Consider the following 20862-nt stretch of genomic DNA (forward strand, 5'->3'; position numbering starts at 1 on the left):
GGTATTTTTTGTGTACCATTTCCTTGGACTGGTTGTGTGTATTCTTATCTCTCCATCTTCCTGTAGTTATTGGATAACTTGTTAGATAACTTTCAACTACTAGGAAACATCCAACTTGATGTTTTCAAATACCTTGACAAATACTTCCTCAGTCAGTCACAAGTGGCTGAAGCGATTGGGGTAGATAAGTCTGTGATGTCAAGATTCCTTCGTGAACTACGAGAGAATGAGGGTTATACGGGTTGCATAAACGATGGGGTGAACGACCTCAAAGCCTTGTCCAGTAATGGTTATACGGGTTGCATGATACCCATAGAAAACAACGGCAATGGTAAGCGTGGTGGTAGCAGAATTGATGCTATCCCCATCCAAGTAGCTATGCTGTTCTGGGTCAATCAAACGAAAAAAGGGCGTATTAAAGCAGAATCCTTAGTGTACGCTTGTGCAATGGAACCACTAGAAACTAGATGCAATAAATTATTCGGTGATGAAATTAGTGAAGATAAGCGAAATCTGTTACTAGCTGAACGTGCTACATGGGGTGATGCTAGGGGCTATTGCAACAGTGAGGTGAAGCGAAATCTCAGTGAGTGCTTTATCTAGCTACCTACCTTCATAATCCTTGCTCTATAAGCCCGTCAAGCCTCTTGTAGAAAACAATTTTGATACAGGTTAACCCGTTACAAAAATGTTTTTAGCTCAACGCTACAAAAGGGGCGTTACGGAACTTAGGAAAAACCATAGAGTTTTCGCAAAAACAAATAGGGAACCGTGTAGTAGGCTCCCTAGAGTAAGGTATGTGTAATTTTAGACGATTATAGCAATCTACTGAGGTAAATGGAATGTACCTTACAATGGAACCCAAGGTACATTTTTAGGTATGTGTGTATGCAAGCTATTCATCAATCAATGCAATTGAATCAAATTTTTAATTATTTTAATAGGGAGCTATTTGACAATAAATTAGAGAAAAATCTAGTTTTAGGATTAAGTTATAAGCTTCGTACTGAAGGTTCATTTTTACATGATAAATGGGATGATTCTGGACAAAAAAGCTACCATGAAATATTGATTGATGAAAATTTATTAAATGAAGAGAAAGAATGCTGGTTAGCAGTACTTGTACATCAGATGGTTCATTTATGGCAGCACCAATATGGAAGTAATAAACCTACAAAGCATTATCATAATGAAGAATTTGCAAATAAAATGCAAAGTATTGGATTAATAATCCATACTGGTTATCCTAATGAACAATCAATTAATCCTGATAGTAAATTTATGCAAGTAGTACAAGGTTTGATTAACAGTCAGGAAGAGTTACTTTCATTGAAGCCTAGAAATGCCTCAGCACAATTAGGAAATAATCAAAGTAAGAATGGGAAAAAATTTAAATACTCTTGTCCTGAATGTAATATGAGTGTTTGGGGTAAGTTTGGTTTATCTATTAGATGTGATATTTGTAATAAATCATTGGAATTGCAAGAATAAAGCTTGTGAATATTTTTGGTAAAAATAATCCTCTAGAATTAAAATCTAGAGGTATTTTTATTTACTCAAATTAATGGTTAAGTGATTAGTTACTATTTCTGTTTATTTTTATCTAGCGCCTCTTGAATAGCACGACGGCAAAACTCAGGTGGGTCATCCTGTTGCTGCACTTCCTCTTTCATTGATTTAGTCATACGTATATTCATTTTCTCGGTTAGTGGCTCCTCACCTCTTCTCTTTCCTGGTTGCAAATTCTCAGGTGTTCCCTTGGGGTTAGGCATTGTTTAGAAATATAAATATAAGTTGAATCGATAGGAAGCCATCGATTAGAGTTTTAAATCGGTGAGTTACAAGTTTCTCAGGCTTACAGACTCACCGATACCACTTTTTTGGAATGGTAACTCTATGTTTACACGTTCAGAGCTTGAAATAAAGACTGTACCTGAATTACGCGATATGTGCCGTAGATACGGTGTTCGCCCTACTGGTAGTCCAGCACTCAAGGGAAGCTACATCACTTCTCTGATGTCTTTTGCGATTATCGCTATCAAACAGATGGAAGAGGGGCGCGGATTAAGGTTACCTTCACTCGCTTCTATCCAGGTGATAGAGTCAGCGATAGATGAAATGAATACGCCTACAGATGAGCAAGCAGGGTTGATTAAAATCTCAATGGAGGGGAGAAGGATGAATTACCCGGATAGGTATGAGCAAGAGAGGCTATTAGCCTGGTACATGGTGAAAATGAAGCTGGAGGAAATAATGTCACTAATCGCTAGGTAATAGTCAGTTCTCGACCGCATAACTTTACGGCACTCCTGAACGGGGTGCTTTTTTGTTTGTACTTGCTGCTAGTTGTTCAACAAGTTATTGGATAACTACCAGAAGATAGAGAGAGATGGATAAATGGGAATGGAAGGTACGTTACACCAGTTCCTTTCCTGTTACCTGCATAGCCTGTTTCAAATCAGCTAGCAGTTGAGCCAAATACTTGTACCTTTCGCTCGGCTGATTGCTTGCTGACTTTCCCCTACTCTCATCTACCCTTGATTCCCAAGTTTCAAGGATATGCCGTACCATCTCTAATTCCCCTACTATTTCCTCTGCATTTTCGCCAAGGGAAGGCGGTAAACGGTAAACCTGAGTCTTTACGCCCCATTTCGCTGTTCTACCAGCACCGCTACGCTTCCCGCCGTGGCTATGCTTCACTTTGAGGATGTCCCAGGTAGGGTATCTCACTTTTGCTTCCTTGGTAGCATCATCCAGTGAGTCAGCATCTAGCTGCAATAGTTCCCTCTCCCCAGTGGTAGGCTCTACCAGTTCAATCAGGTATTTAGTCATAACCTTTATTCTGTATAGCTTTCATTACTTTAATTTGATTGTGTAACAAAATCAAAGTGAATAAAAAAGGTTGATAGATGGCGATCGCAATACCCATATTTGATTATGTAACGAATTCAAGTATGGTGATAGAGAGATTATATTTGTGTCTATCCCTGTTGCTGAAAGTTGTTAAACAAGTTATTGGATTTAGTTAGAGTAATACTTGAAGTAATTGAGAATATAAGAGAGATAAACAAGGAGTGTAGAATATCTGTCAATTGATTTACAAAATCAAATTAGAAATTTACTATACGGTTAATTACCCTGAAATAGTAGTTTAAATGTACTAAAAAGGGTCAAATACTAGAAAATTAGTAGAAATGTGTAGATAGTAGGCTAAAAGTATTGATTTTGTATTGTTTTCTCACCTTTATAACAAGGACTACTAACAACTTTATTTAAGATGCTAGCTCTGTTAAAAACAATTCGAGATGCGATCGCTAGTTGGTGGTCTGAGTTCACTCTCCAGACCAAACTGTTGGCTGTGGCGACAATGGTAGTCTCCTTGGTGATGAGTGGTTTGACCTTTTGGGCTGTGAACACCATTCAGCAAGATGCAAGGATGAATGACACCCGCTTTGGACGTGATTTGGGACTGCTGCTTGCTGCCAACGTTGCCCCCCTAGTGGCTGATAATAATTTGACTGAGGTTGCCCAATTTTCTCAACGTTTCTACAGCAGCACCTCTAGTGTGCGTTATATGCTGTACGCTGATGAAACTGGGAAAATCTTTTTTGGCATTCCTTTTTGGGAACCGGAGGTAGAAAACTCCCTCACCATTGAACGGCGGATACAACTGCCAGAGGATTATCCTGGTGATGGCGAAAAGCCGATGGTGCGACAACACATGACCCCATCAGGGACGGTGACTGATGTCTTTATTCCCTTGATCGTTGATAAAAAATACTTGGGTGTATTGGCGATCGGTATTAATCCCAATCAAACTGCTGTCATCTCTACCAATTTTACCCGCGATGTTACCATTGCTGTTTTTATCACCATTTGGGTAATGGTAATTTTGGCAGGAGTGATTAACGCTTTAACCATTACCAAGCCGATTAAAGAATTGCTGGTGGGAGTCAAACAAATTGCTGCGGGGAATTTTAAGCAGCGCATTGATTTACCTTTGGGGGGTGAACTAGGGGAGTTAATTTTCAGCTTTAATGAAATGGCAGAGCGATTAGAACGCTATGAAGAACAAAACATCGAAGAACTCACCGCAGAAAAAGCCAAGCTAGAAACCTTAGTTTCCACCATCGCTGACGGTGCTGTGTTGATAGATAATAATATGCAGGTGATTTTGGTTAATCCCACAGCAGGGCGAATTTTTGGTTGGGAAGCTGCCCAAGTGGTAGGACGTAATGTGCTGCATCATTTACCGCCAGCAGTACAAATGGAAATCACCCGTCCTTTGTACGAAATGGCCACAGGTGAATGTGAAAGCGCCGAATTCCGGATTTTTCTCAATCAACCAATCAAGCGGACAATCCGCATTCTCTTGACTACAGTACTCAATCAGCAACGAGAAAGTATCAAAGGCATCGCCATTACCATCCAAGATATCACCCGCGAGGTGGAATTAAACGAAGCCAAAAGCCAATTTATCAGCAACGTTTCTCACGAACTGCGAACCCCTCTATTCAATATCAAAACCTATATTGAAACCTTGCATGACTACGGCGAAGATTTAGGGGTAAAAGAACGGCAAGAGTTTCTGCAAACAGTGAACCATGAAACCGATCGCCTGACTCGTTTAGTTAACGATGTTTTAGATTTATCAAAACTCGAATCTGGTCGTAATTATAGCTTTGATGGAGTGGATATTACCCAGGCGATCGAACAAACACTGCGTACTTACCAACTCAATGCTAAAGATAAATGTGTTGAAATGATTCAAGAAGTTGCGCCTAATTTGCCTTTAGTAGTTGGTAATTATGATTTGCTGGTACAAGTATTTGGTAATTTAATTGGTAATGCCCTAAAATTCACAAAAGCTGGTGGTAAAGTGGCAATTCGCGCTTACCAACTAGATTCCAAGCCTAATCAGACCCAATCTCCCCCAGTGCGAATTGAAATTTCCGATACAGGAATTGGCATCGCCACAGAAGACCAACACTCAATTTTTGAACGCTTCTTTCGCGTTGAAAACCGAGTTCACACCCTAGAAGGCACTGGTTTAGGTTTATCGATTGTCAGAAACATTATTGACAGACATCGTAGCAAAGTCCATTTGGTCAGTGAAGTTGGCGTTGGCACTACTTTTTGGTTCGACTTAACTGTATTTGAAGAAGAAGTATCATTGACAGCGGTTGAACCTGAAACCTCCACAATCACCACAGCGTGAATTTGGTATGGGGCATTGGGCATGGGAAGGGGGCAAGGGAGACGAGGGGGACAAGGTAGCAAGCTTTCTCTCCGAAGTTCTGATGGTCGGAAACCTCCGATCAGACTTCTCTCCTTGTCTACCCCCTCTCCCTCATCTCCCCAAAAAACACAAATTTAAGATGTTGATATAACGAACAGCAAACACAATAAAAATAAACCTAATACCAGCAGCAAAGCCTGATTACGTTTTAGCCAATTTTTCACAGTTACCGCGAAACTTTTGGAGTGATGCTGCTGTTCTAAATCTAATTTTGTCTCTTCAATATTTTGGTAGAGGGTACAATTTTTGGCGTAGGGACGCTGAGGAAAATTGCAACTATCATCAGCGTGATAGGTACAAGTGTCGCATAGATACCCATCCCCTGTAGCACGGTGGAGGGGAATACCAGGATGACCGTAAGCTTTGAGTGTTATCCGGCAATAAGGACAACTAATAGCTTGACTCTCAATCAGTTGATGGCAGCGGGGACAAGATACAGTAGCCAAAACCTTTAGGACAAATATGTTAAGTCAACACTTTGATTTTAGCCATTTACGGTGGTAATGGGGAAATACAAACTTATACCAATTCTGTATGAAGATGCGCCAAACTACATGAGGAATGAACCGCAAAGGGCGCATTCGCGCAGCGTCTCGTCAGAGAAGGACACAAAGAAAGAAAGAAAGAAAGAAAGAAAGAAAGAAAGAAAGAAAGAAAGAAAGAAAATTTGGCGCAGCCTCACAAAGAAATGGTATTAGCTAACCCCGCATCTGTCGCAATGCGTCAAAGGCCTTCCTTCGTAACCCAACTGGTAACAGCGATAACCCTAAACCAGTCCAAGCTTTAGCAGTGGCAAAAGATTTTCCTGCTAAAACTAGTTCTCTGCCTTTTTGCGTTTCCCCCGTTTCAATTAAACGCAAGCCTAATAATAACTGCGTTTCCATTAAACGCTCTTGTCGAACTTTTTCTAATTCTTCCGATGCAAATTGATAACTTTCTAAATATCGGATTTTATCAAAAAAATAAGGAATAGCTCGATTGATACCTTGTTGTTCTGAGTGTAAACGATATTCCATCAGTAATTCTGACAAGTAATAAGCTTTTTTACCAGCCAAAGCTAATCTTACGAATAAATCATTGTCTTCACAATTTTGGAGATTGGGCAACATAAATCCCAATTCTTGCAAGGTTTGACGGCGAAATAATGTTGCTCCAATTTGAAAACTTTGACGAACAAATACAACTTTCAGCAAATTATCTACAATACCTGTGGGTAAATCCTTTCTTCCCCAGCGATGAGAATTTTCCTCAGTTTTTAGCTCATCTCGGATATTGTTAATATCAATTATCCAATGGTCTGTACCAACAAAATCAATACTAGAGTCTTGGTCAAGAATAGCTGCTGTAGTTGCTAGAAAATCAGGCGTTAGTCGGTCATCATCATCAAATTTAATAAAATATTCACCACTAGCAGCATCAAAACCAGAGCGCATATTGTTGCTTTTACCAATATTTTGTGAATGACGAATGTATTTAATCCGGGGGTCTGTGTACTCGGACATTAATTCAGGTGTTCCATCACTGGAACCGTCATCACAAACAATTAGTTCAAAGTCTTGCTCTGACTGATTAAGTACACTGGCGATCGCATAACGTAAAAGACAGATACGATTAAAAGTAGGAATACAAACAGTAATTTTCGGCATACTACATAATAAATTGTTTATATTTAGTCAATAGTGCAAATAATTGCGATCGCTGTTTGATGAGCGATTATTTCCGAATCAATGTTTCATTGTATACATATAGGAATCCTATTTGATTTTTGAACAAAATTCCGTACACTTTACTCTTTTATAACCCTGTTGCCTATTGCCTATTGCCTCTTGCCTGCCTATACAGATTCAGCTCATTAATCAAATCGGACTGTTATATCTGTGGCATTTGGGCTTTTTGGTTTCTTGTCAGAGCATAACCCCTACTGTTGTCTAGGTTTTACATAGCAGCATTACCTAACGTTGGTTAAGAGCGTTATAAAATAGAAAGAAATAAAATTTATATACATTAGGCTCATTAAGCGTAATTTCCCATGACCACTTCTAAACGCCACTATCACATCACTACTTTCGGCTGTCAGATGAATAAAGCTGACTCAGAACGCATGGCTGGCGTGTTGGAAAACATGGGTTTTGAGTGGTCGGAAGATCCAAATAATGCAGATGTGATTCTCTACAATACCTGCACAATTCGAGATAATGCCGAGCAAAAAGTCTATTCTTACCTTGGTAGACAAGCAAAGCGCAAGCACGAGCAGCCAGATTTAACGTTGATTGTTGCTGGTTGCGTTGCCCAACAAGAAGGGGAAGCTTTGTTGCGGCGCGTGCCGGAATTAGACTTGGTAATGGGGCCGCAACACGCCAACCGCCTCAAAGATTTGTTGGAATCTGTGTTTGAGGGTAACCAAGTTGTAGCAACTGAACAAGTTCATATTATGGAAGATATCACCCAGCCGCGACGAGATAGTCAAGTCACTGCTTGGGTGAATGTCATTTACGGCTGTAACGAACGCTGCACCTACTGTGTGGTTCCCAACGTGCGCGGTGTGGAACAATCTCGCACACCAGAAGCTATTTGGAAAGAAATGGCAGAATTAGGAAAGCAAGGTTACAAGGAAGTTACTTTACTCGGTCAAAATATTGACGCTTACGGCAGAGATTTACCCGGAACTACACCAGAAGGTCGGCATTTATACAACTTCACAGATTTACTGTATTACGTCCATGATGTGCCGGGAATTGAAAGGATAAGATTTGCTACTAGCCATCCCCGTTATTTTACTGAAAGATTAATTAAAGCGTGTGCTGAATTGCCCAAAGTCTGCGAACACTTCCATATTCCCTTTCAATCTGGAGATAATGAAGTTTTAAAGGCCATGTCGCGTGGTTATACCCATGAAAAATACCGTCGAATTATTGATACCATTCGGCGCTACATGCCAGATGCCTCAATTAGTGCCGATGCAATTGTGGGATTTCCTGGAGAAACAGAAGAACAATTTGAAAATACCTTGAAACTTGTGGAAGATATCGGCTTTGATATGTTGAATACAGCCGCATATTCGCCACGTCCAGGAACACCCGCCGCTTTGTGGGACAATCAACTGAGTGAAGAAGTTAAAAGCGATCGCCTACAAAGATTAAATCATCTAGTAAATGTGAAAGCCAGCGAGCGATCGCAACGTTACTTCGGACGCATTGAAGAAGTTCTAGTAGAAGACCAAAACCCCAAAGATAAAACTCAAGTCATGGGACGCACAGGCGGTAATCGTTTAACCTTTTTCACTGGCGACATCAAAGAATTGAAAGGTCAATTAGTAAAGGTAAAAATTACCGAAGTTCGCGCTTTTAGTTTAACAGGGGAACCTGTAGAGACGTTGCATTGCAACGTCTCTACATTGGCGATATAAACATCACATCCATAAATTTGTAGAATTGTTTTTGTCTTCGTCCCATTTAGTCGGATTATTAATGATGTATTCTCGGATTCGGTCTAAAGAACCATCAGCACGAATAATGTGTTCGTAAAATCGCTCTTGCCAACCAAAATCTTCAAAACTGTTTTTCCGACACCAACGGGTCACAGCAGATTTGTACGATCGCACTATCGCCCCTAATGAACCTTTTTTAGGAGATATGGCAGACATGAATTCCCGTTGTGTAGAGACGTTGCATTGCAACGTCTCTACAGGTTGGCATTGCAACGTCTCTAAATTTTGGGGACGGTCGATCGCAATAATGCCATGTACGTGATTGGGCATAATGACATAGGCATCTGTGTAGGTGTAAGCAAAATGCTTCGGAATTTCTGCCCAGAATTGTTGGGCTATGTCCCCAATTATTGATAATTGGACATTTCTTGTAATTACATCTCCCAAAAAATGAATGCGATCGCTTGTGCAAATTGTGATGAAATACCACCCATTAGCAGCGTAATTGCGATTTGGTAACCGAGTCGATTCCACTCGGTATTTGCCCTGAAATTTAGGATCGTTTATAATTACAATCTCAAACTTGCCTCGTCTACAGATGTGCCTTGATGTGCCTCTGTTGTATTTGGCTTTTCTTGGGGACGTGGTACTGGCTTTTGCTGTCCAAAACCATCAAACAAGTCATCCAGCTTGACAGTTAAACCTAAATATGCGCCTCCAGCCGATCGCGTCCCAGAAAAATCTCTGTCGTCAACTTCCCCAAACACATATCCAGCGGAAAGTCGCAAATTAGGAGTCAGGTAGTAACCAGTTTCGATCACAAAACCGGTCTCACTATAATTAGATTGACCAATCCAGCGAGCCTCACCAACTAAATCCCAGCTATATCCCAAACGATAAGTAGCTCGCAATTGTGCCAAATTCACCGTACTCGTACCAACTAAATCGTTGGCTAAATAAGAAGTACTGTTACGCAAAGCATACTTTCCGTAGAACTCCCATTGCCAGTTAGGGGCGTAAATAGCTTCTAAAGCAAAAGTATGGTCTTGGGAACCAGTACCACTACCTAAAAAAATCGTTTCCGGAATCAGTGCTGGATTTTGGCGATATTCATAACGCAACAAAGCATTAAATTTATCACTATGGGGGTCGCGGTAAGCTAAACCCACCTTCAGATTAGCGGTATCTGCCAATCCTGAAAGTCTTTGATTGGAAGAATTTGCTTGTTGATAGCGTACTAAAGCCGTCAAAGATGGCGAAATTTTACCCACTGCACCTGCGGTAATTACGGTATTGGTACCACTAGAAGAGGAGCGATGCTCATAGCGGGCACTAGCTTGAAACTGGGGATTATCGCTGTATTCCAAGCCTACACTGTAACTATCGCCACCATCAAATCCGATGGACGATGCGGCTTGACCATAGGCGTAAGGTTGGGGATATTGTTGACCCGCCGCCGTCCGACCAAAGAAGTTACCGAATACGTGTTCGTAAGCTAAATTCAACCGCAATCCGCGAGCAATCGTCCAGCGATTATTTAAACCGATTGCACCTTGGGTAGTCACTTCATTAGCACCACCCAAAATTGAGTAACGACCAGTTATGGTGGTATCTTTTCCAAGTTTGTGTTCGCCGTTGACACTCAAGCTGGTGATGGAGTTACCAGAAAATTGACCACTGCTGTAAAACTGTTGGGCCAGACTAACATTTACACCAGGAATTACTGCCCAATTTAACCCGAAGATAGTACGGTCGGGATAAATACTATCTTTTTGAGAAGATAAACTCAGTTCGTTTTGGGCTTGGAAAGTCAGGTTTTTCACAATGGGAACCGTAAAACGCGATCGCAATTGATCGGAATTACTATTCAAAGCATTGGGTGAAATGCGGTCTTGGCGATCGCGATGAATCCAATCCAAATCAAAGATGGCGCTACCAAAGCGTTGTTGAATTCCTGCGGTAATTGTGGTCAGGGAATTATTAACTTGACTTCCTGGTATAGCATCATTACGGGGTGCAAATAATTCTTCAAAGGTGTCTAGGGGTTGGGGAGCAATCCCAAAATTGTCTTCGTGGTCGTATTGGACTCTAGCAGTGGTAGTTCGAGTTAGTTTAGCTGTAACCTGCGCTCCATAACGAGTTTGTCCCGGTACAAAGCTGATGGTGGCATTATTGGCAAAACCTGTATCGGCGAACCGATAATAAGCACGTCCTTGAATTCCATTAGCAATTTGTCCCTCAGCTTCCAAGCGATAAGCATCACCCCTAACCTTTCCCAGAACATCAGAATCATTACTGGAATGGGCGTATTCTGCAATTAGCTTACCCTTATCACCCAAAGATATCAGCGCATCTGCGCCATACAGTTGAAAATCACGCACTCCTTGATTTTCTTGGACGTAGGTTGCTCCAATCCAACTTTCTTGATTGAGCTTACGGGAAAGATTATATTGCAAACGACCGGCAAAGATATTGCTATCAGAGTCTTCAGTTTCATATTGATAGCTAACTACAATCCGACGTACCAAGACTTGTCCGGCTTCATCGATATCGGTGCGAAGAATTGGTTCGCGGAATAATAAAGTACCGCGATCGTAGTCGATTTCGTAGTCTGGGCCTCGATTTAGCTGTTTACGTTCCAATACAGTCCCAGGACGATTTAGTTCTTCTAACTCGATAAAAACATTTTCGCTCCCTGGTTGTAGGAGTCTGCGAGAAAGGAAATAATAACCGCTAGTACCATCGGGAGCAATGGTGTCTCGTTGGAATCCTTCTAAGTTATTACCGTAAAAACCCGTAATTTGTAAATTTCCTAAGTTGTAATTAGCTTTAAAGCCGTGGAGTTGACGAGTGATGGAAGTAAATTGCTGCGATCGCCGGGCAAATTCTTCTGTGTTATAGTCACCCCACATAGCAAAATCAGGGGAAGATCCAGGTACACCGATGGAGCGCTCAAAACGCAGAAACACGCTGTCAATGGAAGGAGCCACCACATCAACTTTCGAGCTATCGCCATAAACAGGATAGTTTTGCTCGCTAAATTGATAAGTTCTAAACAAGCGATTGTCACAGTTACAATCTTCATTCAAGTTACGAGAACTGTTATATGCACCTGTAAACAACCACTCTCCAATCGTACCGGTGGCAAATATCGCTGAATGGAAATCTAATTGCGTTCTGTTGTCTTTATCGGGAGGAATGAAATCGCGGAAACTACCGTAATAATTTGTACCTCTTGCGCCCAAACGTAAATCTATAACCCCGGTGAGCAAACTCGGACGCAGAGCCGTTTCAAATTGCAACTGCGTAAAGGCTTCTAAATTATTAACGATCGCTCTAATTGTCACAGTTTCTGCTTTTAGTTGCGATCGTAATCTTGCTGTAAATTGTCCCCCTTTGGCCTCCACTTGAAATCCAGGTTCATCGGGTTTGAAATCTTTTTCCACGAAATCCCCAGCAGTAGGTATCAAAGTAACCACAGCATCATAATTAGAACGATTCCCACTAGCATCAAGCAGTTGACCCCGAATTGTAGCTGTAGAACGTCCATCTGCTGGAATACGAGACTCAACAGTTTCTAAAGTTAATTGCTGCGGCGCTCCCCTGACTACAACCTGCACCGTGACAGGCGGTTCGGTTCTTCCCACCACCTGTGCAGAGATAGTATTTTGACCTTCTTGTAGAGAAACACCATACCATGTCTGCTTTACTAAATTAGTACTCGTATCAGTTTCCGTCCGCCCCACTAAGGAAGGATCTACCAACACCCCATTTACCCGTAATTCCACCTGACTACCAGTAGGAAACTCCACAACCACGGTAGTAGCTTGTAGATCTACAACACTGTTGGTTGTGGGAGTCAAGATTTTGATTCCTGTAGAAATTGTTGGAGGTGCAGACACAGGGATGTTTTCATTCACCCCTTGTTCATCCTTGACATCTTCCTGTCCCCCCATCTTGGCGTCAGGGCGTTCTTCTATCTTTGGGTCTTCCTGTTCCCCCATCTTTGCATCAGGGCGTTCTTCTATCTTTGGGTCTTCCTGTCCCCCCATCCCCACGTCCCTATTAGCAATTTTGCGTAAGCCTCTGGGTAAACCTACAGAAGTTGATGGTTGAAATGGTTGTATTTCTCTTTGAGATTGGTTTTTCTTGTTTTCTATTCCTGCAATTTTGCGTAATCCTCTGGGTAATTCCACAGAAGTTGGTGGTTGAAATGGTTGTATTTCCCTTTCACTTGGTTGGACATCTGAAATGGTAGTCACAGTAGTCGAGGCCAAAGAAGTTGAGGAAAATTCCACAACTCCAACCTCTTCGTTATAATTTCCCAATAAACCAGAAGAATTTAACCGTTGTCGAGTTATTTTTCTCACCTTTGCGTCTTTGGCTTGAAAACTTCTATTCGCCGCTAGCCAAGAAACTCCAAAAGTATTGTGTTTTTGCGTGACCTTTTTAGATCCTGAATCACCAACTCCAGAATTCACATCCATAGTTTTTTCAACCACTTTATTTTCAACGGCTCGATCTTCCACACCCTTGTCTGCTGGCAAAAACAGGTTTTCGTTGGTGACTTTTGCTTTGACTATGGCAGGATACAAAATGAGGCTGAGAGCTATCGGCATCGCCCCCATCAACCTCAAGTTGAAAATAGTTGCACAGTGCAATCTAGGTTTCATTTCTTGACTGGCTCCTGAAATGGGGTGACACCGAAGTTCATACGTACCAATCCACCTGGTTCTAAATGCACCAGGCGAGATTGGCTATTGCGTTCGCGGAATTTTTTATTGGGAGCTAAGGCATAACCGGGTACACTACTGAGGTCTAGAACACCTGTGTGGTATCCAGGTAAGACGTTAGCTAGAGAAAATAAACCATTGGGATCTGTGGTGATGCGGTTACCATCTTCTAGATAAACCACTGCATTGGGTATCCCAGGCTCGCCACGCTGTTGTTCGCCATCAAAGTTTTTATCAACAAACACTCGACCGATAATCGTGCCACAATCAGAAACAATTCCGGGACGAATTTTCAGTTGATGCGTTGCTGGGCCGTCCTTAGTGCTAAAACCGTTATCACTTCGTTGGGCATTAGCGATCGCACTATTGCGACCACTACCACGCAGAGAATCGGCTGTTAATTGAGCAGCGTAGGCAATATTCAAGACTTTCTCTGTGGGAATCGTCACATCTGTCCGGAATATCACCGTATTTCCATTTCTTTGAGAGGTGATATTGACTGCTGTACCATCCAGTTCTCCGCGCACAGATTTCTCCAAAAACTGGAATCCTAAAGGCAGGTTGTCGGTGATAACTACATTGTTCAAACCAGCATCAGCAAGATTTTTCAGCGAGAGCCGATAAATTACTGTATCTCCAGGTTCAGCAGTAGCGCGATCGCCTGTTTTAATAATCTGCAACTGATTGGCTTGGCACATATTTGTAGTAAATTCAAAGGCTAATAAATCCAATCCCACTGTTTCTGCATTGGGAACTAAAACAACTGTTTGCTCTACCCTGGTTTGACCTGTAAGACTAATTGGTTGCCCATCTAAAGAACTCGCTACATATCGCACTACACCATTACCTTGTGACCCAGTGCTATCAAGGATTTCAATCTTAATGCGCCGTTGTTTATAGATAGAATTCGGTGGTGGATTGACTACAAAAATATAGATTCTACCTGGATTGGTTTGCCCCTTGTTTGGATCTAGTAAAAAGTTGTAGACGCCCGCAGGATTATTCGTAATGAAATATGGGTTACTATTTTCAATATTTGGAGATTTTCCACCAGGCACATTGTTATTAGAAATATCCGGTAACTCTGTTCGAGTCAAATCAGCTAAACTCCCCAATTCTGTACCAGTCGGGTCGCTAGTATTGGGTTCGTACACTCCTACTGAAAAACCTGTATAGTCTGGTAACAACGTCCCTGCACAACCTAAAATTCGACCTAATGGGTCAACTAATGGGTTAGGAGTAGCATTAATCTGACCAGAAATTCCTTCATATTTACTATTAGTAGCTGCGTCTGTATAAGTATAATTAGCTTGATTTGTAATTGCTACAGAAGCTACTTCATTATTATTTTGTTGTGCTGTCGCTGAGCTAAGTAAAGTAGTATATAAAAAACTTACCATTAAAAAATTAGCAGTTAATTTTTGCCACAATTTACTGCTATAATTAATTTGTTTTTGTTTTTGAGGACGGCTCACTGAACACATCTCCTCGAAATGCAAATTTGATTGTTAATAAAACACTTATCAAAACATAATTAGGGAGTCAGAATTCCGCATTCTGAATCCTGAATTCTGAATCCTAAATTCTTCCTTCAATCAACGCACTTGGGCTTGATAAGTCGCCTTGACTGTGGTCTTTGCTGGAACTGACGAAATCTGTAAACGGATGTGGGTGTAAGCAATGGCTGGCGCTGGTTTAATTTCCACTTTGCCGTCAGGAAGAGTAACTTTAACGGTGGGATTTTCGACGAAGCTACGCCCACCATCAATGCTATAAGTAATTTTTCCATTATTAGTTACATTTGCAGATTTCAGTACGTAGACCATTCCACGCGGAATAGGTTGATTCAAAATTAAATTTTTCACTGGGCGATCGCTTTGATTTGCGCCGCTTAAGGTATATCTCAATACATTTCCCGGCCGCACCACAGCTTGACCTTTCAAAGGTTCCCATTTTTCGCTTTGTTTACCCTGCTCATTTTGAGCTACCACTAGCTTTTCGGCTTCTAAGCGCAAATTCAATTGCGCTTGAGTTTTGATATTTTGAGCGTAAGCACTTTCTAAATGCCAAATATTTGCAACTCCTGGAAATTGACCCGAAAATGAAACTGTAGTTATTAGTGCTAACCCACCCAAACCTGCAAAAGAAATACCTTTCATCATAAATAACTTCTAGAATCTTGATTGTTGACTTATCTTTCCCTGCTTGTACTCAAAAATAGTCACTCCCCACTTTGCCTAATCTTTAGGTATGGGGTATTGGAAGGTGTGGGAGGAAGGAAAAGAGGAAGAAGAGGGGGAAGCATAAATTCTCTTTCCCCCCACACTCCCCACCTCCCCATCTCCCAACGAATTAGTTAACCTTGCGCTGGAAAGTAAATGTTCTTTGCACAGTCGGTGCAACCTGTCCAGTTACAGTATTCACATACTTGCTGACATCAGTGTTTACCGTAGTTCCAGTTTGGTCATTCCCAGAGTTAGTTGCTGGATTACCACTGAAGAATTGAATAGTTGATGCTCCAGAATCCTTAGCTGAACCAACAATGTTGCTAGTATCAATTTGACTATCGTTATTATTGTCTAGCGCCCAGTTGCTACCACCTTGAGTGCCATCTTCAGTAATCACAATCTTGTCGGCACTCAGAATTATATTTCCGCTTCCTACTTGAGGACTAGAAATATTTTTGTAAGTAATCCGATACTCAATAATGTTTCCTGGGGCAGGTTTTTTGGATGTAGTACTAAATGTGCCATCAGTGCTACCTGCTGGCAGTGCTGGCCCAGTTCCTTGTAAAACTCTTGACTCTTTGAGCAATTGCAAGAAGCCAGTGTATACACGGTCAATAGTGATGTTAGTAGCTGCATCATCAGCTAAGCCATTACTGTTGCTATCAATAAAAGCTGTAACCGGTGCGGGAAAACCGCGTTCAATAGTCGTTGTGACAGTTGCACCTTGAGCAGTACTATCAGTTGAAAGTGGCGTACCAGGAGGCAAGTCAACGCTTACACCATAGTTAGCTGTACCACCATTGGCGGCAACTCCATCAATTCGCAGTGGATTAGTGGCACTAATTGGGTTACCCCCGACTACACCAGTACCAGTTGTGAAGGTAAACTGTGTACCATTGTAGGTGTAAGCAGCTGATAAACCTTGATAGGATATCGTCACCACTGTACCCACAGGTAAATCAGTTAGTGTTGCAGGTGGTGTAGGTATAAGAGAAATATTGGCAACAGATGTACCAGTATTTTGAACTGTGTTAGTAAAGGATACCCCAGCCGGATCGACTGTTGAACCAGGAGCAACATTAGGTGGAATTAGCGCTGATTTATTGGTGAAGTCATCATTGTTGCTGGTGGGCCCAACGGCATTAGGTACTCCATTTGGGCCATTCAACAGTGAGGTGGCATTGGGTACTGAGAGGGTAGTTACGTTTACATTCCCAGTCGGACTATTAGTACCAGTGTTATTATTCCCTGCGTCAGTTTGATTTGCCGGAACTACCGTACCATTGGGAACAAAGCCGGCGTCTGGTGTGGTAGGAAAGGTGCTATTAGTGGAGTTAAAGTTACCTGGGTTTTGGTCTCCTGAGTTGTCATAGATTTTAGTGGTCGGGTCTCCAGCAGTCGTACCAGTAACTTGAGCGATGTTGTAAATGTTTACCGGGCCATTTCCAGTTGCACCAGTGGTTTTAACTTGAATGGTAAAACCGTTAACTGTTGTCCCAGTAGCAACTGAAGTCACAAGGTTAGGATCGTTAATGAAACCGACCCGTGTTACTGAACTCAAGGAGCCTGGAGCAGTAGTTGACCACGCAGCTGCTTCAGCATTTGTAGTAGTAGGAGTGGTACTATAAACTACTCTCCAACCCGTTGGAGCAATTGGAGTGCTATTAAGCACTGTATTTGCTGGAATAGCATCAGATACTAAAATGCGGGTGACTGGTGTACCGTCAACATTGATATTTGTACCAGCTAAAGCTGCGGGGGTCACACCAGTATTAGTTACGTCATTAAGCTCAACCCGTAAGCTCAAACCATAAGTTAGCAGGTCATCAGTCAAGGGACTAGAAGTACCAGCATTGTCATAGGCTGTCTTAGTTTTGAGGATAGTCGCTAAGGCCCTGGTTGTAGCAATGTTTCCTACTTGAATCTGCTGGGTAGCACTGGCTTCTCTAACGCCATTGACCGGCGCTCCGGCCGGGTTGTTATTATCTACAGTGTAAACGTCGCCACCATCAGCAATCCGGGGTTGGTTTTGAGCATCACCAGGAGTTTGTCCTAGTCTGACAGTGATGGTATCACCTGTTTGAGCGCCGGGTTGCACGGTAACTGGTACACGCACCAACACAGTCCCATTAACTGGAATCGCACCTGTAGTTAATCCACCAGCAGGAATATTTGTCCAGGTTGCACCGCCATCAGTGCTGTATTGCAAGTTCCCATTGGACGGCGTAACACCATTCTTATCTGGAGGTAGTACCCCTGATACTGTAGCCGGCCCTGTTGTTGTTGCTAAATTAGGAATCTGGAATTTAGTGAGGTCGTTACCAACGTTGGTGACTGTGTAAGTGTAAACCAGCGTATCACCAGGCTTAGTACTACCCCCTGGGGTAGTCTGATTAGCAATCCCAGAACCTGTAACAGTAATACCAGCTACCTCTGCTACACTCACGGTAACAGTGTTAGAAGTGGAATTGATGGGACTCCCTGGCGCATTGGGATCTTCGTAGGTTGCGGTGGCTGTATTACTGATGGATGTACCAGCGGTAGTTCCCTCAGCTAATACAGGGGCAACAAATTGGAAAAAGCTACCAGTTAATAAGGCTGCTGCTACTAGGGATTGATAGCAATGATGTTGCTTGTTTACAAATTTGTTTTGCTTTAACATAGGAATAGTTTGTTTGTTTGCTGAACTTGTGCCCTGAGTTTTAATAGAGGATAAAGTTCGGCAATTTTTTAAAGAATTACCGATGATATTTACCTAAAACATTAATGTTTTGGGAATGCAGACTTGAGGAGTTAAAGCAGAGTTGGTGAATTCTTTGAATCAGAATTCACCAGAAAATTTTGAGTGCTTACTTCGATGCTGGTACACCCTACCGTAGCCATCGAAACTTCAAAGACTAAAGCACGCTTATGTTTAACACCTGGCTTTGAGACCTATTTTGTGTATTTCAAGCTTCTTAAAATCTGCTGTCAGTTATTAACACTCCTCACCAAGTATGTTGAAGCAATACCTTCAAATAATTCGCCGATGTGAATTTGCGATCGCCTTTAATAATCAAGGCTAGTAATCACAAGTATGGGGAACCTACTGTTACGTACTGCTGAATTGTTGATGCAAGTAGAAATGTAACTTTTGCTGCAAAAAAAATCCACCGTAGAAATAAGTAACTTGGCTAGGGGTGAATGAGTGTATCAAATATTAAAATTCAACTTGTTGCAACATCAATAACAAGTCGAATCTTCACTCCAAGATAAAAATACTAAACCCTATATCTGAAAATACTTCTGGCTCTTTGTTGTTATATATTTACTCTGACTCTAGAAAGTCATTTAAATAAATCCAGTCAGCATTTGACACCGCTAAAAAGTCACTTTTGTGGAAATAAATGCATATTAATCATATATAACATGCAATTTTATCATACTTTGCAACAGTATTAAGACTGAATAGCCGCAACTCAGATTTTAATTTGTAACTAGAAACAAGTAAGTGTAAATACTAAATGTACAAAATCATGGCGATGAAAATTTTACAAAAATTATTACTGTGACTACTAGATATACCCGACTATTTTTGTCGGGTATGTTTGACTGGTATTTTTACTCGTGTTACCATCAGGCGACAGTTGATGGACAGACAGGGAAAGCTAGTTTATGACTCAGGCAATCACAACCCAATCCCAAGTCGGTAATGCCACATTTTTTAAAGCCTTGAAGTGTAAGGAATGTGGTGCCGAATATGAACCTAAAGCCAGCAATGTTTGTGAGTTATGCTTTGGGCCTTTGGAGGTCAAGTATGACTACAGCCTTCTACGTCAGACTGTCACTCGCGAAACAATCAAAGCTGGCCCGAATTCAATTTGGCGCTACCGTCCGTTTTTACCTGTCGCAACTGATAACGTTATAGACGTGGGAACTGGTATGACTCCCTTAGTTCGTTCCCACCGTCTTGCCCGTCGCCTGGGTCTAAACAAGCTTTATATTAAAAATGATGCCGTGAATATGCCCACCCTGAGCTTTAAGGATCGGGTGGTATCGGTGGCTCTCTCTAGGGCACGAGAGTTGGGTTTTTCCACTGTTTCCTGCGCCAGCACTGGTAACTTGGCAAATTCTACAGCGGCGATCGCTGCTCATGCCGGTTTAGATTGCTGCGTGTTCATCCCCGCAGATTTGGAAGCTGGTAAAATTCTCGGTAGTCTGATTTACAGTCCCACCCTCATGGCTGTAAAAGGCAATTACGATCAAGTCAATCGTCTATGTTCGGAAGTTGCTAATACACATGGTTGGGGTTTTGTCAATATTAATTTGCGTCCTTACTACTCTGAAGGTTCCAAAACCCTGGGCTTTGAAGTTGCAGAACAACTAGGCTGGGAATTACCCGACCATGTTGTTGCTCCTTTAGCTTCTGGTTCTCTGTTTACCAAAATTTATAAAGGTTTCCAAGAATTTGTAGAAGTTGGTTTGGTAGAAGGTAAGAACGTGCGTTTCAGTGGCGCTCAAGCTGAAGGCTGTTCCCCCATCGCCCAAGCATTTAAAGAAGGGCGCGACTTTATTAAACCAGTGAAACCGAATACAATTGCCAAATCAATTGCCATCGGTAACCCAGCAGACGGTATTTATGCCGTAGATATAGCTCAAAAGACTGGTGGTAACATTGAATCAGTCAACGATGCAGAAATTATTGATGGCATCAAACTGCTGGCAGAAACCGAAGGCATCTTCACAGAAACAGCAGGTGGTACAACCGTCGCCGTGCTGAAAAAATTGGTAGAAGCTGGCAAGATCGATCCAGATGAAACTACCGTAGTTTACATCACTGGCAATGGTCTCAAAACCCAAGAAGCAGTACAAGGCTACATTGGCGAACCCTTGACTATTGATGCCAAACTCGATAGTTTTGAACGTGCCCTAGAGCGATCGCGTACTTTGGATCGCTTGGAATGGCAACAAGTCCTCGTTTAATTAGGAGTGAGGAGTGAGGAGTTAAGAGTTAGGAGTTAGGAGTTAGGAGTTAAGAGTTAGGAGTTAAGAGTTATGAGTTTTTTTATTCCTAACTCCTCACTGTTAGGAGTTAAGAGTTATAAGTTATGAGTTTTCTTATTCCTCACTCCTCACTTTTCACTCCTCACTTTTCACTCCTCACTTTTCATTCCTCACTTTTCACTCCTCACTTTT

Annotated in this window: 16 protein-coding genes; 7 read left to right on the forward strand and 9 right to left on the reverse strand. The window is 41.8% G+C overall.

Features of this window, described 5'->3' with window-relative positions; genetic code table 11:
• The first annotated feature begins 195 nt into the window (after window positions 1–195).
• Together VF06_RS14035 and VF06_RS14040 are read left to right on the forward strand one after the other, a co-directional pair.
• Entirely contained in the window at window positions 196–603 is a 408-nt protein-coding gene (locus VF06_RS14035) for a hypothetical protein (protein WP_143863095.1), read from the forward strand.
• Between the two features lie 285 nt (window positions 604–888).
• Window positions 889–1491 carry a SprT-like domain-containing protein gene (locus VF06_RS14040; protein ID WP_180267492.1) on the forward strand — a complete coding sequence of 201 codons (603 nt, stop codon included), beginning with the start codon at window positions 889–891 and terminating at the stop codon, window positions 1489–1491.
• Between the two features lie 92 nt (window positions 1492–1583).
• On the opposite strand, the gene VF06_RS14045 is transcribed toward VF06_RS14040, so the two are convergent.
• Window positions 1584–1772: a hypothetical protein gene (locus VF06_RS14045; protein WP_099066844.1), complete on the reverse strand. Its 189-nt coding sequence runs from the start codon at window positions 1770–1772 to the stop codon at window positions 1584–1586.
• Between the two features lie 175 nt (window positions 1773–1947).
• On the opposite strand from VF06_RS14045, the gene VF06_RS14050 reads away from it, so the two are divergent.
• Window positions 1948–2274, forward strand: coding sequence for a hypothetical protein (locus VF06_RS14050; RefSeq protein WP_244917994.1), 327 nt, complete (start codon window positions 1948–1950; stop codon window positions 2272–2274).
• Window positions 2275–2415: 141 nt separating this feature from the next.
• Here VF06_RS14050 and VF06_RS14055 read toward each other — a convergent pair whose 3' ends face one another.
• Window positions 2416–2832 carry a hypothetical protein gene (locus VF06_RS14055; protein ID WP_099066846.1) on the reverse strand — a complete coding sequence of 139 codons (417 nt, stop codon included), beginning with the start codon at window positions 2830–2832 and terminating at the stop codon, window positions 2416–2418.
• 445 nt (window positions 2833–3277) lie between these two features.
• On the opposite strand from VF06_RS14055, the gene nblS reads away from it, so the two are divergent.
• Window positions 3278–5218 carry a two-component system sensor histidine kinase NblS gene (gene nblS, locus VF06_RS14060; RefSeq protein ID WP_099066847.1) on the forward strand — a complete coding sequence of 647 codons (1941 nt, stop codon included), beginning with the start codon at window positions 3278–3280 and terminating at the stop codon, window positions 5216–5218.
• A gap of 155 nt (window positions 5219–5373) precedes the next feature.
• Here nblS and VF06_RS14065 read toward each other — a convergent pair whose 3' ends face one another.
• On the reverse strand, window positions 5374–5745 hold the full coding sequence (locus VF06_RS14065; protein WP_099066848.1) for a zinc ribbon domain-containing protein: 372 nt from the start codon (window positions 5743–5745) through the stop codon (window positions 5374–5376).
• Window positions 5746–5860: 115 nt separating this feature from the next.
• Here VF06_RS14065 and VF06_RS40730 point away from each other — a divergent pair, with 115 nt between their 5' ends.
• The gene (locus tag VF06_RS40730) at window positions 5861–6001 is read left to right on the forward strand and encodes a hypothetical protein (RefSeq protein WP_180267744.1); all 141 of its coding nucleotides are present in this window, start codon (window positions 5861–5863) and stop codon (window positions 5999–6001) included.
• Here VF06_RS40730 and VF06_RS14075 read toward each other — a convergent pair.
• Window positions 5998–6945, reverse strand: a complete 948-nt coding sequence (locus VF06_RS14075; RefSeq protein WP_099066850.1) for a glycosyltransferase family 2 protein — start codon at window positions 6943–6945, stop codon at window positions 5998–6000. The genes VF06_RS40730 and VF06_RS14075 overlap by 4 nt on opposite strands.
• Window positions 6946–7328: 383 nt before the next feature.
• On the opposite strand from VF06_RS14075, the gene miaB reads away from it, so the two are divergent.
• A complete protein-coding gene (miaB, locus tag VF06_RS14080) occupies window positions 7329–8705 on the forward strand; it encodes a tRNA (N6-isopentenyl adenosine(37)-C2)-methylthiotransferase MiaB (protein ID WP_099066851.1) in 1377 nt (458 codons plus the stop codon).
• 3 nt (window positions 8706–8708) lie between these two features.
• On the opposite strand, the gene VF06_RS14085 is transcribed toward miaB, so the two are convergent.
• The 5 genes from VF06_RS14085 to VF06_RS14105 all read right to left on the reverse strand — a co-directional run bounded on the left by VF06_RS14085 (window position 8709) and on the right by VF06_RS14105 (window position 18349).
• Window positions 8709–9260, reverse strand: coding sequence for a transposase (locus VF06_RS14085; protein ID WP_244917993.1), 552 nt, complete (start codon window positions 9258–9260; stop codon window positions 8709–8711).
• Between the two features lie 35 nt (window positions 9261–9295).
• Window positions 9296–13399: an Ig-like domain-containing protein gene (locus tag VF06_RS14090; protein WP_099066853.1), complete on the reverse strand. Its 4104-nt coding sequence runs from the start codon at window positions 13397–13399 to the stop codon at window positions 9296–9298.
• Window positions 13396–14943 (reverse strand): DUF11 domain-containing protein, encoded by a 1548-nt coding sequence (locus VF06_RS14095; RefSeq protein WP_099066854.1) that lies wholly within the window; start codon window positions 14941–14943, stop codon window positions 13396–13398. Before VF06_RS14095 ends, VF06_RS14090 begins: the two co-directional genes overlap by 4 nt.
• A 111-nt stretch (window positions 14944–15054) precedes the next feature.
• Window positions 15055–15618 carry a hypothetical protein gene (locus tag VF06_RS14100; protein WP_099066895.1) on the reverse strand — a complete coding sequence of 188 codons (564 nt, stop codon included), beginning with the start codon at window positions 15616–15618 and terminating at the stop codon, window positions 15055–15057.
• A gap of 193 nt (window positions 15619–15811) precedes the next feature.
• A complete protein-coding gene (locus VF06_RS14105; protein WP_099066855.1) occupies window positions 15812–18349 on the reverse strand; it encodes a beta strand repeat-containing protein in 2538 nt (845 codons plus the stop codon).
• A 992-nt stretch (window positions 18350–19341) separates the two neighbouring features.
• Here VF06_RS14105 and thrC point away from each other — a divergent pair.
• Window positions 19342–20649, forward strand: a complete 1308-nt coding sequence (thrC, locus tag VF06_RS14110) for a threonine synthase (protein ID WP_099066856.1) — start codon at window positions 19342–19344, stop codon at window positions 20647–20649.
• Window positions 20650–20862: the final 213 nt, after the last annotated feature.

This window comes from Nostoc linckia z4, from assembly GCF_002608075.1.
Taxonomy (GTDB): Bacteria; Cyanobacteriota; Cyanobacteriia; order Cyanobacteriales; family Nostocaceae; genus Nostoc; species Nostoc linckia.

Bases quoted from the DNA above. Each gene is read 5' to 3' on its own strand.
- VF06_RS14105 (WP_099066855.1), bottom strand. From the start codon at position 18,349: ATGTTAAAGCAAAACAAATTTGTAAACAAGCAACATCATTGCTATCAA.
- VF06_RS14040 (WP_180267492.1), top strand. From the start codon at position 889: ATGCAAGCTATTCATCAATCAATGCAATTGAATCAAATTTTTAATTAT.
- VF06_RS14035 (WP_143863095.1), top strand. From the start codon at position 196: ATGTCAAGATTCCTTCGTGAACTACGAGAGAATGAGGGTTATACGGGT.
- VF06_RS14050 (WP_244917994.1), top strand. From the start codon at position 1,948: ATGTGCCGTAGATACGGTGTTCGCCCTACTGGTAGTCCAGCACTCAAG.
- VF06_RS14075 (WP_099066850.1), bottom strand. From the start codon at position 6,945: ATGCCGAAAATTACTGTTTGTATTCCTACTTTTAATCGTATCTGTCTT.
- thrC (WP_099066856.1), top strand. From the start codon at position 19,342: ATGACTCAGGCAATCACAACCCAATCCCAAGTCGGTAATGCCACATTT.
- miaB (WP_099066851.1), top strand. From the start codon at position 7,329: ATGACCACTTCTAAACGCCACTATCACATCACTACTTTCGGCTGTCAG.
- VF06_RS14045 (WP_099066844.1), bottom strand. From the start codon at position 1,772: ATGCCTAACCCCAAGGGAACACCTGAGAATTTGCAACCAGGAAAGAGA.
- VF06_RS14090 (WP_099066853.1), bottom strand. From the start codon at position 13,399: ATGAAACCTAGATTGCACTGTGCAACTATTTTCAACTTGAGGTTGATG.
- VF06_RS14055 (WP_099066846.1), bottom strand. From the start codon at position 2,832: ATGACTAAATACCTGATTGAACTGGTAGAGCCTACCACTGGGGAGAGG.
- VF06_RS14100 (WP_099066895.1), bottom strand. From the start codon at position 15,618: ATGAAAGGTATTTCTTTTGCAGGTTTGGGTGGGTTAGCACTAATAACT.
- VF06_RS40730 (WP_180267744.1), top strand. From the start codon at position 5,861: ATGAACCGCAAAGGGCGCATTCGCGCAGCGTCTCGTCAGAGAAGGACA.
- nblS (WP_099066847.1), top strand. From the start codon at position 3,278: ATGCTAGCTCTGTTAAAAACAATTCGAGATGCGATCGCTAGTTGGTGG.
- VF06_RS14095 (WP_099066854.1), bottom strand. From the start codon at position 14,943: ATGTGTTCAGTGAGCCGTCCTCAAAAACAAAAACAAATTAATTATAGC.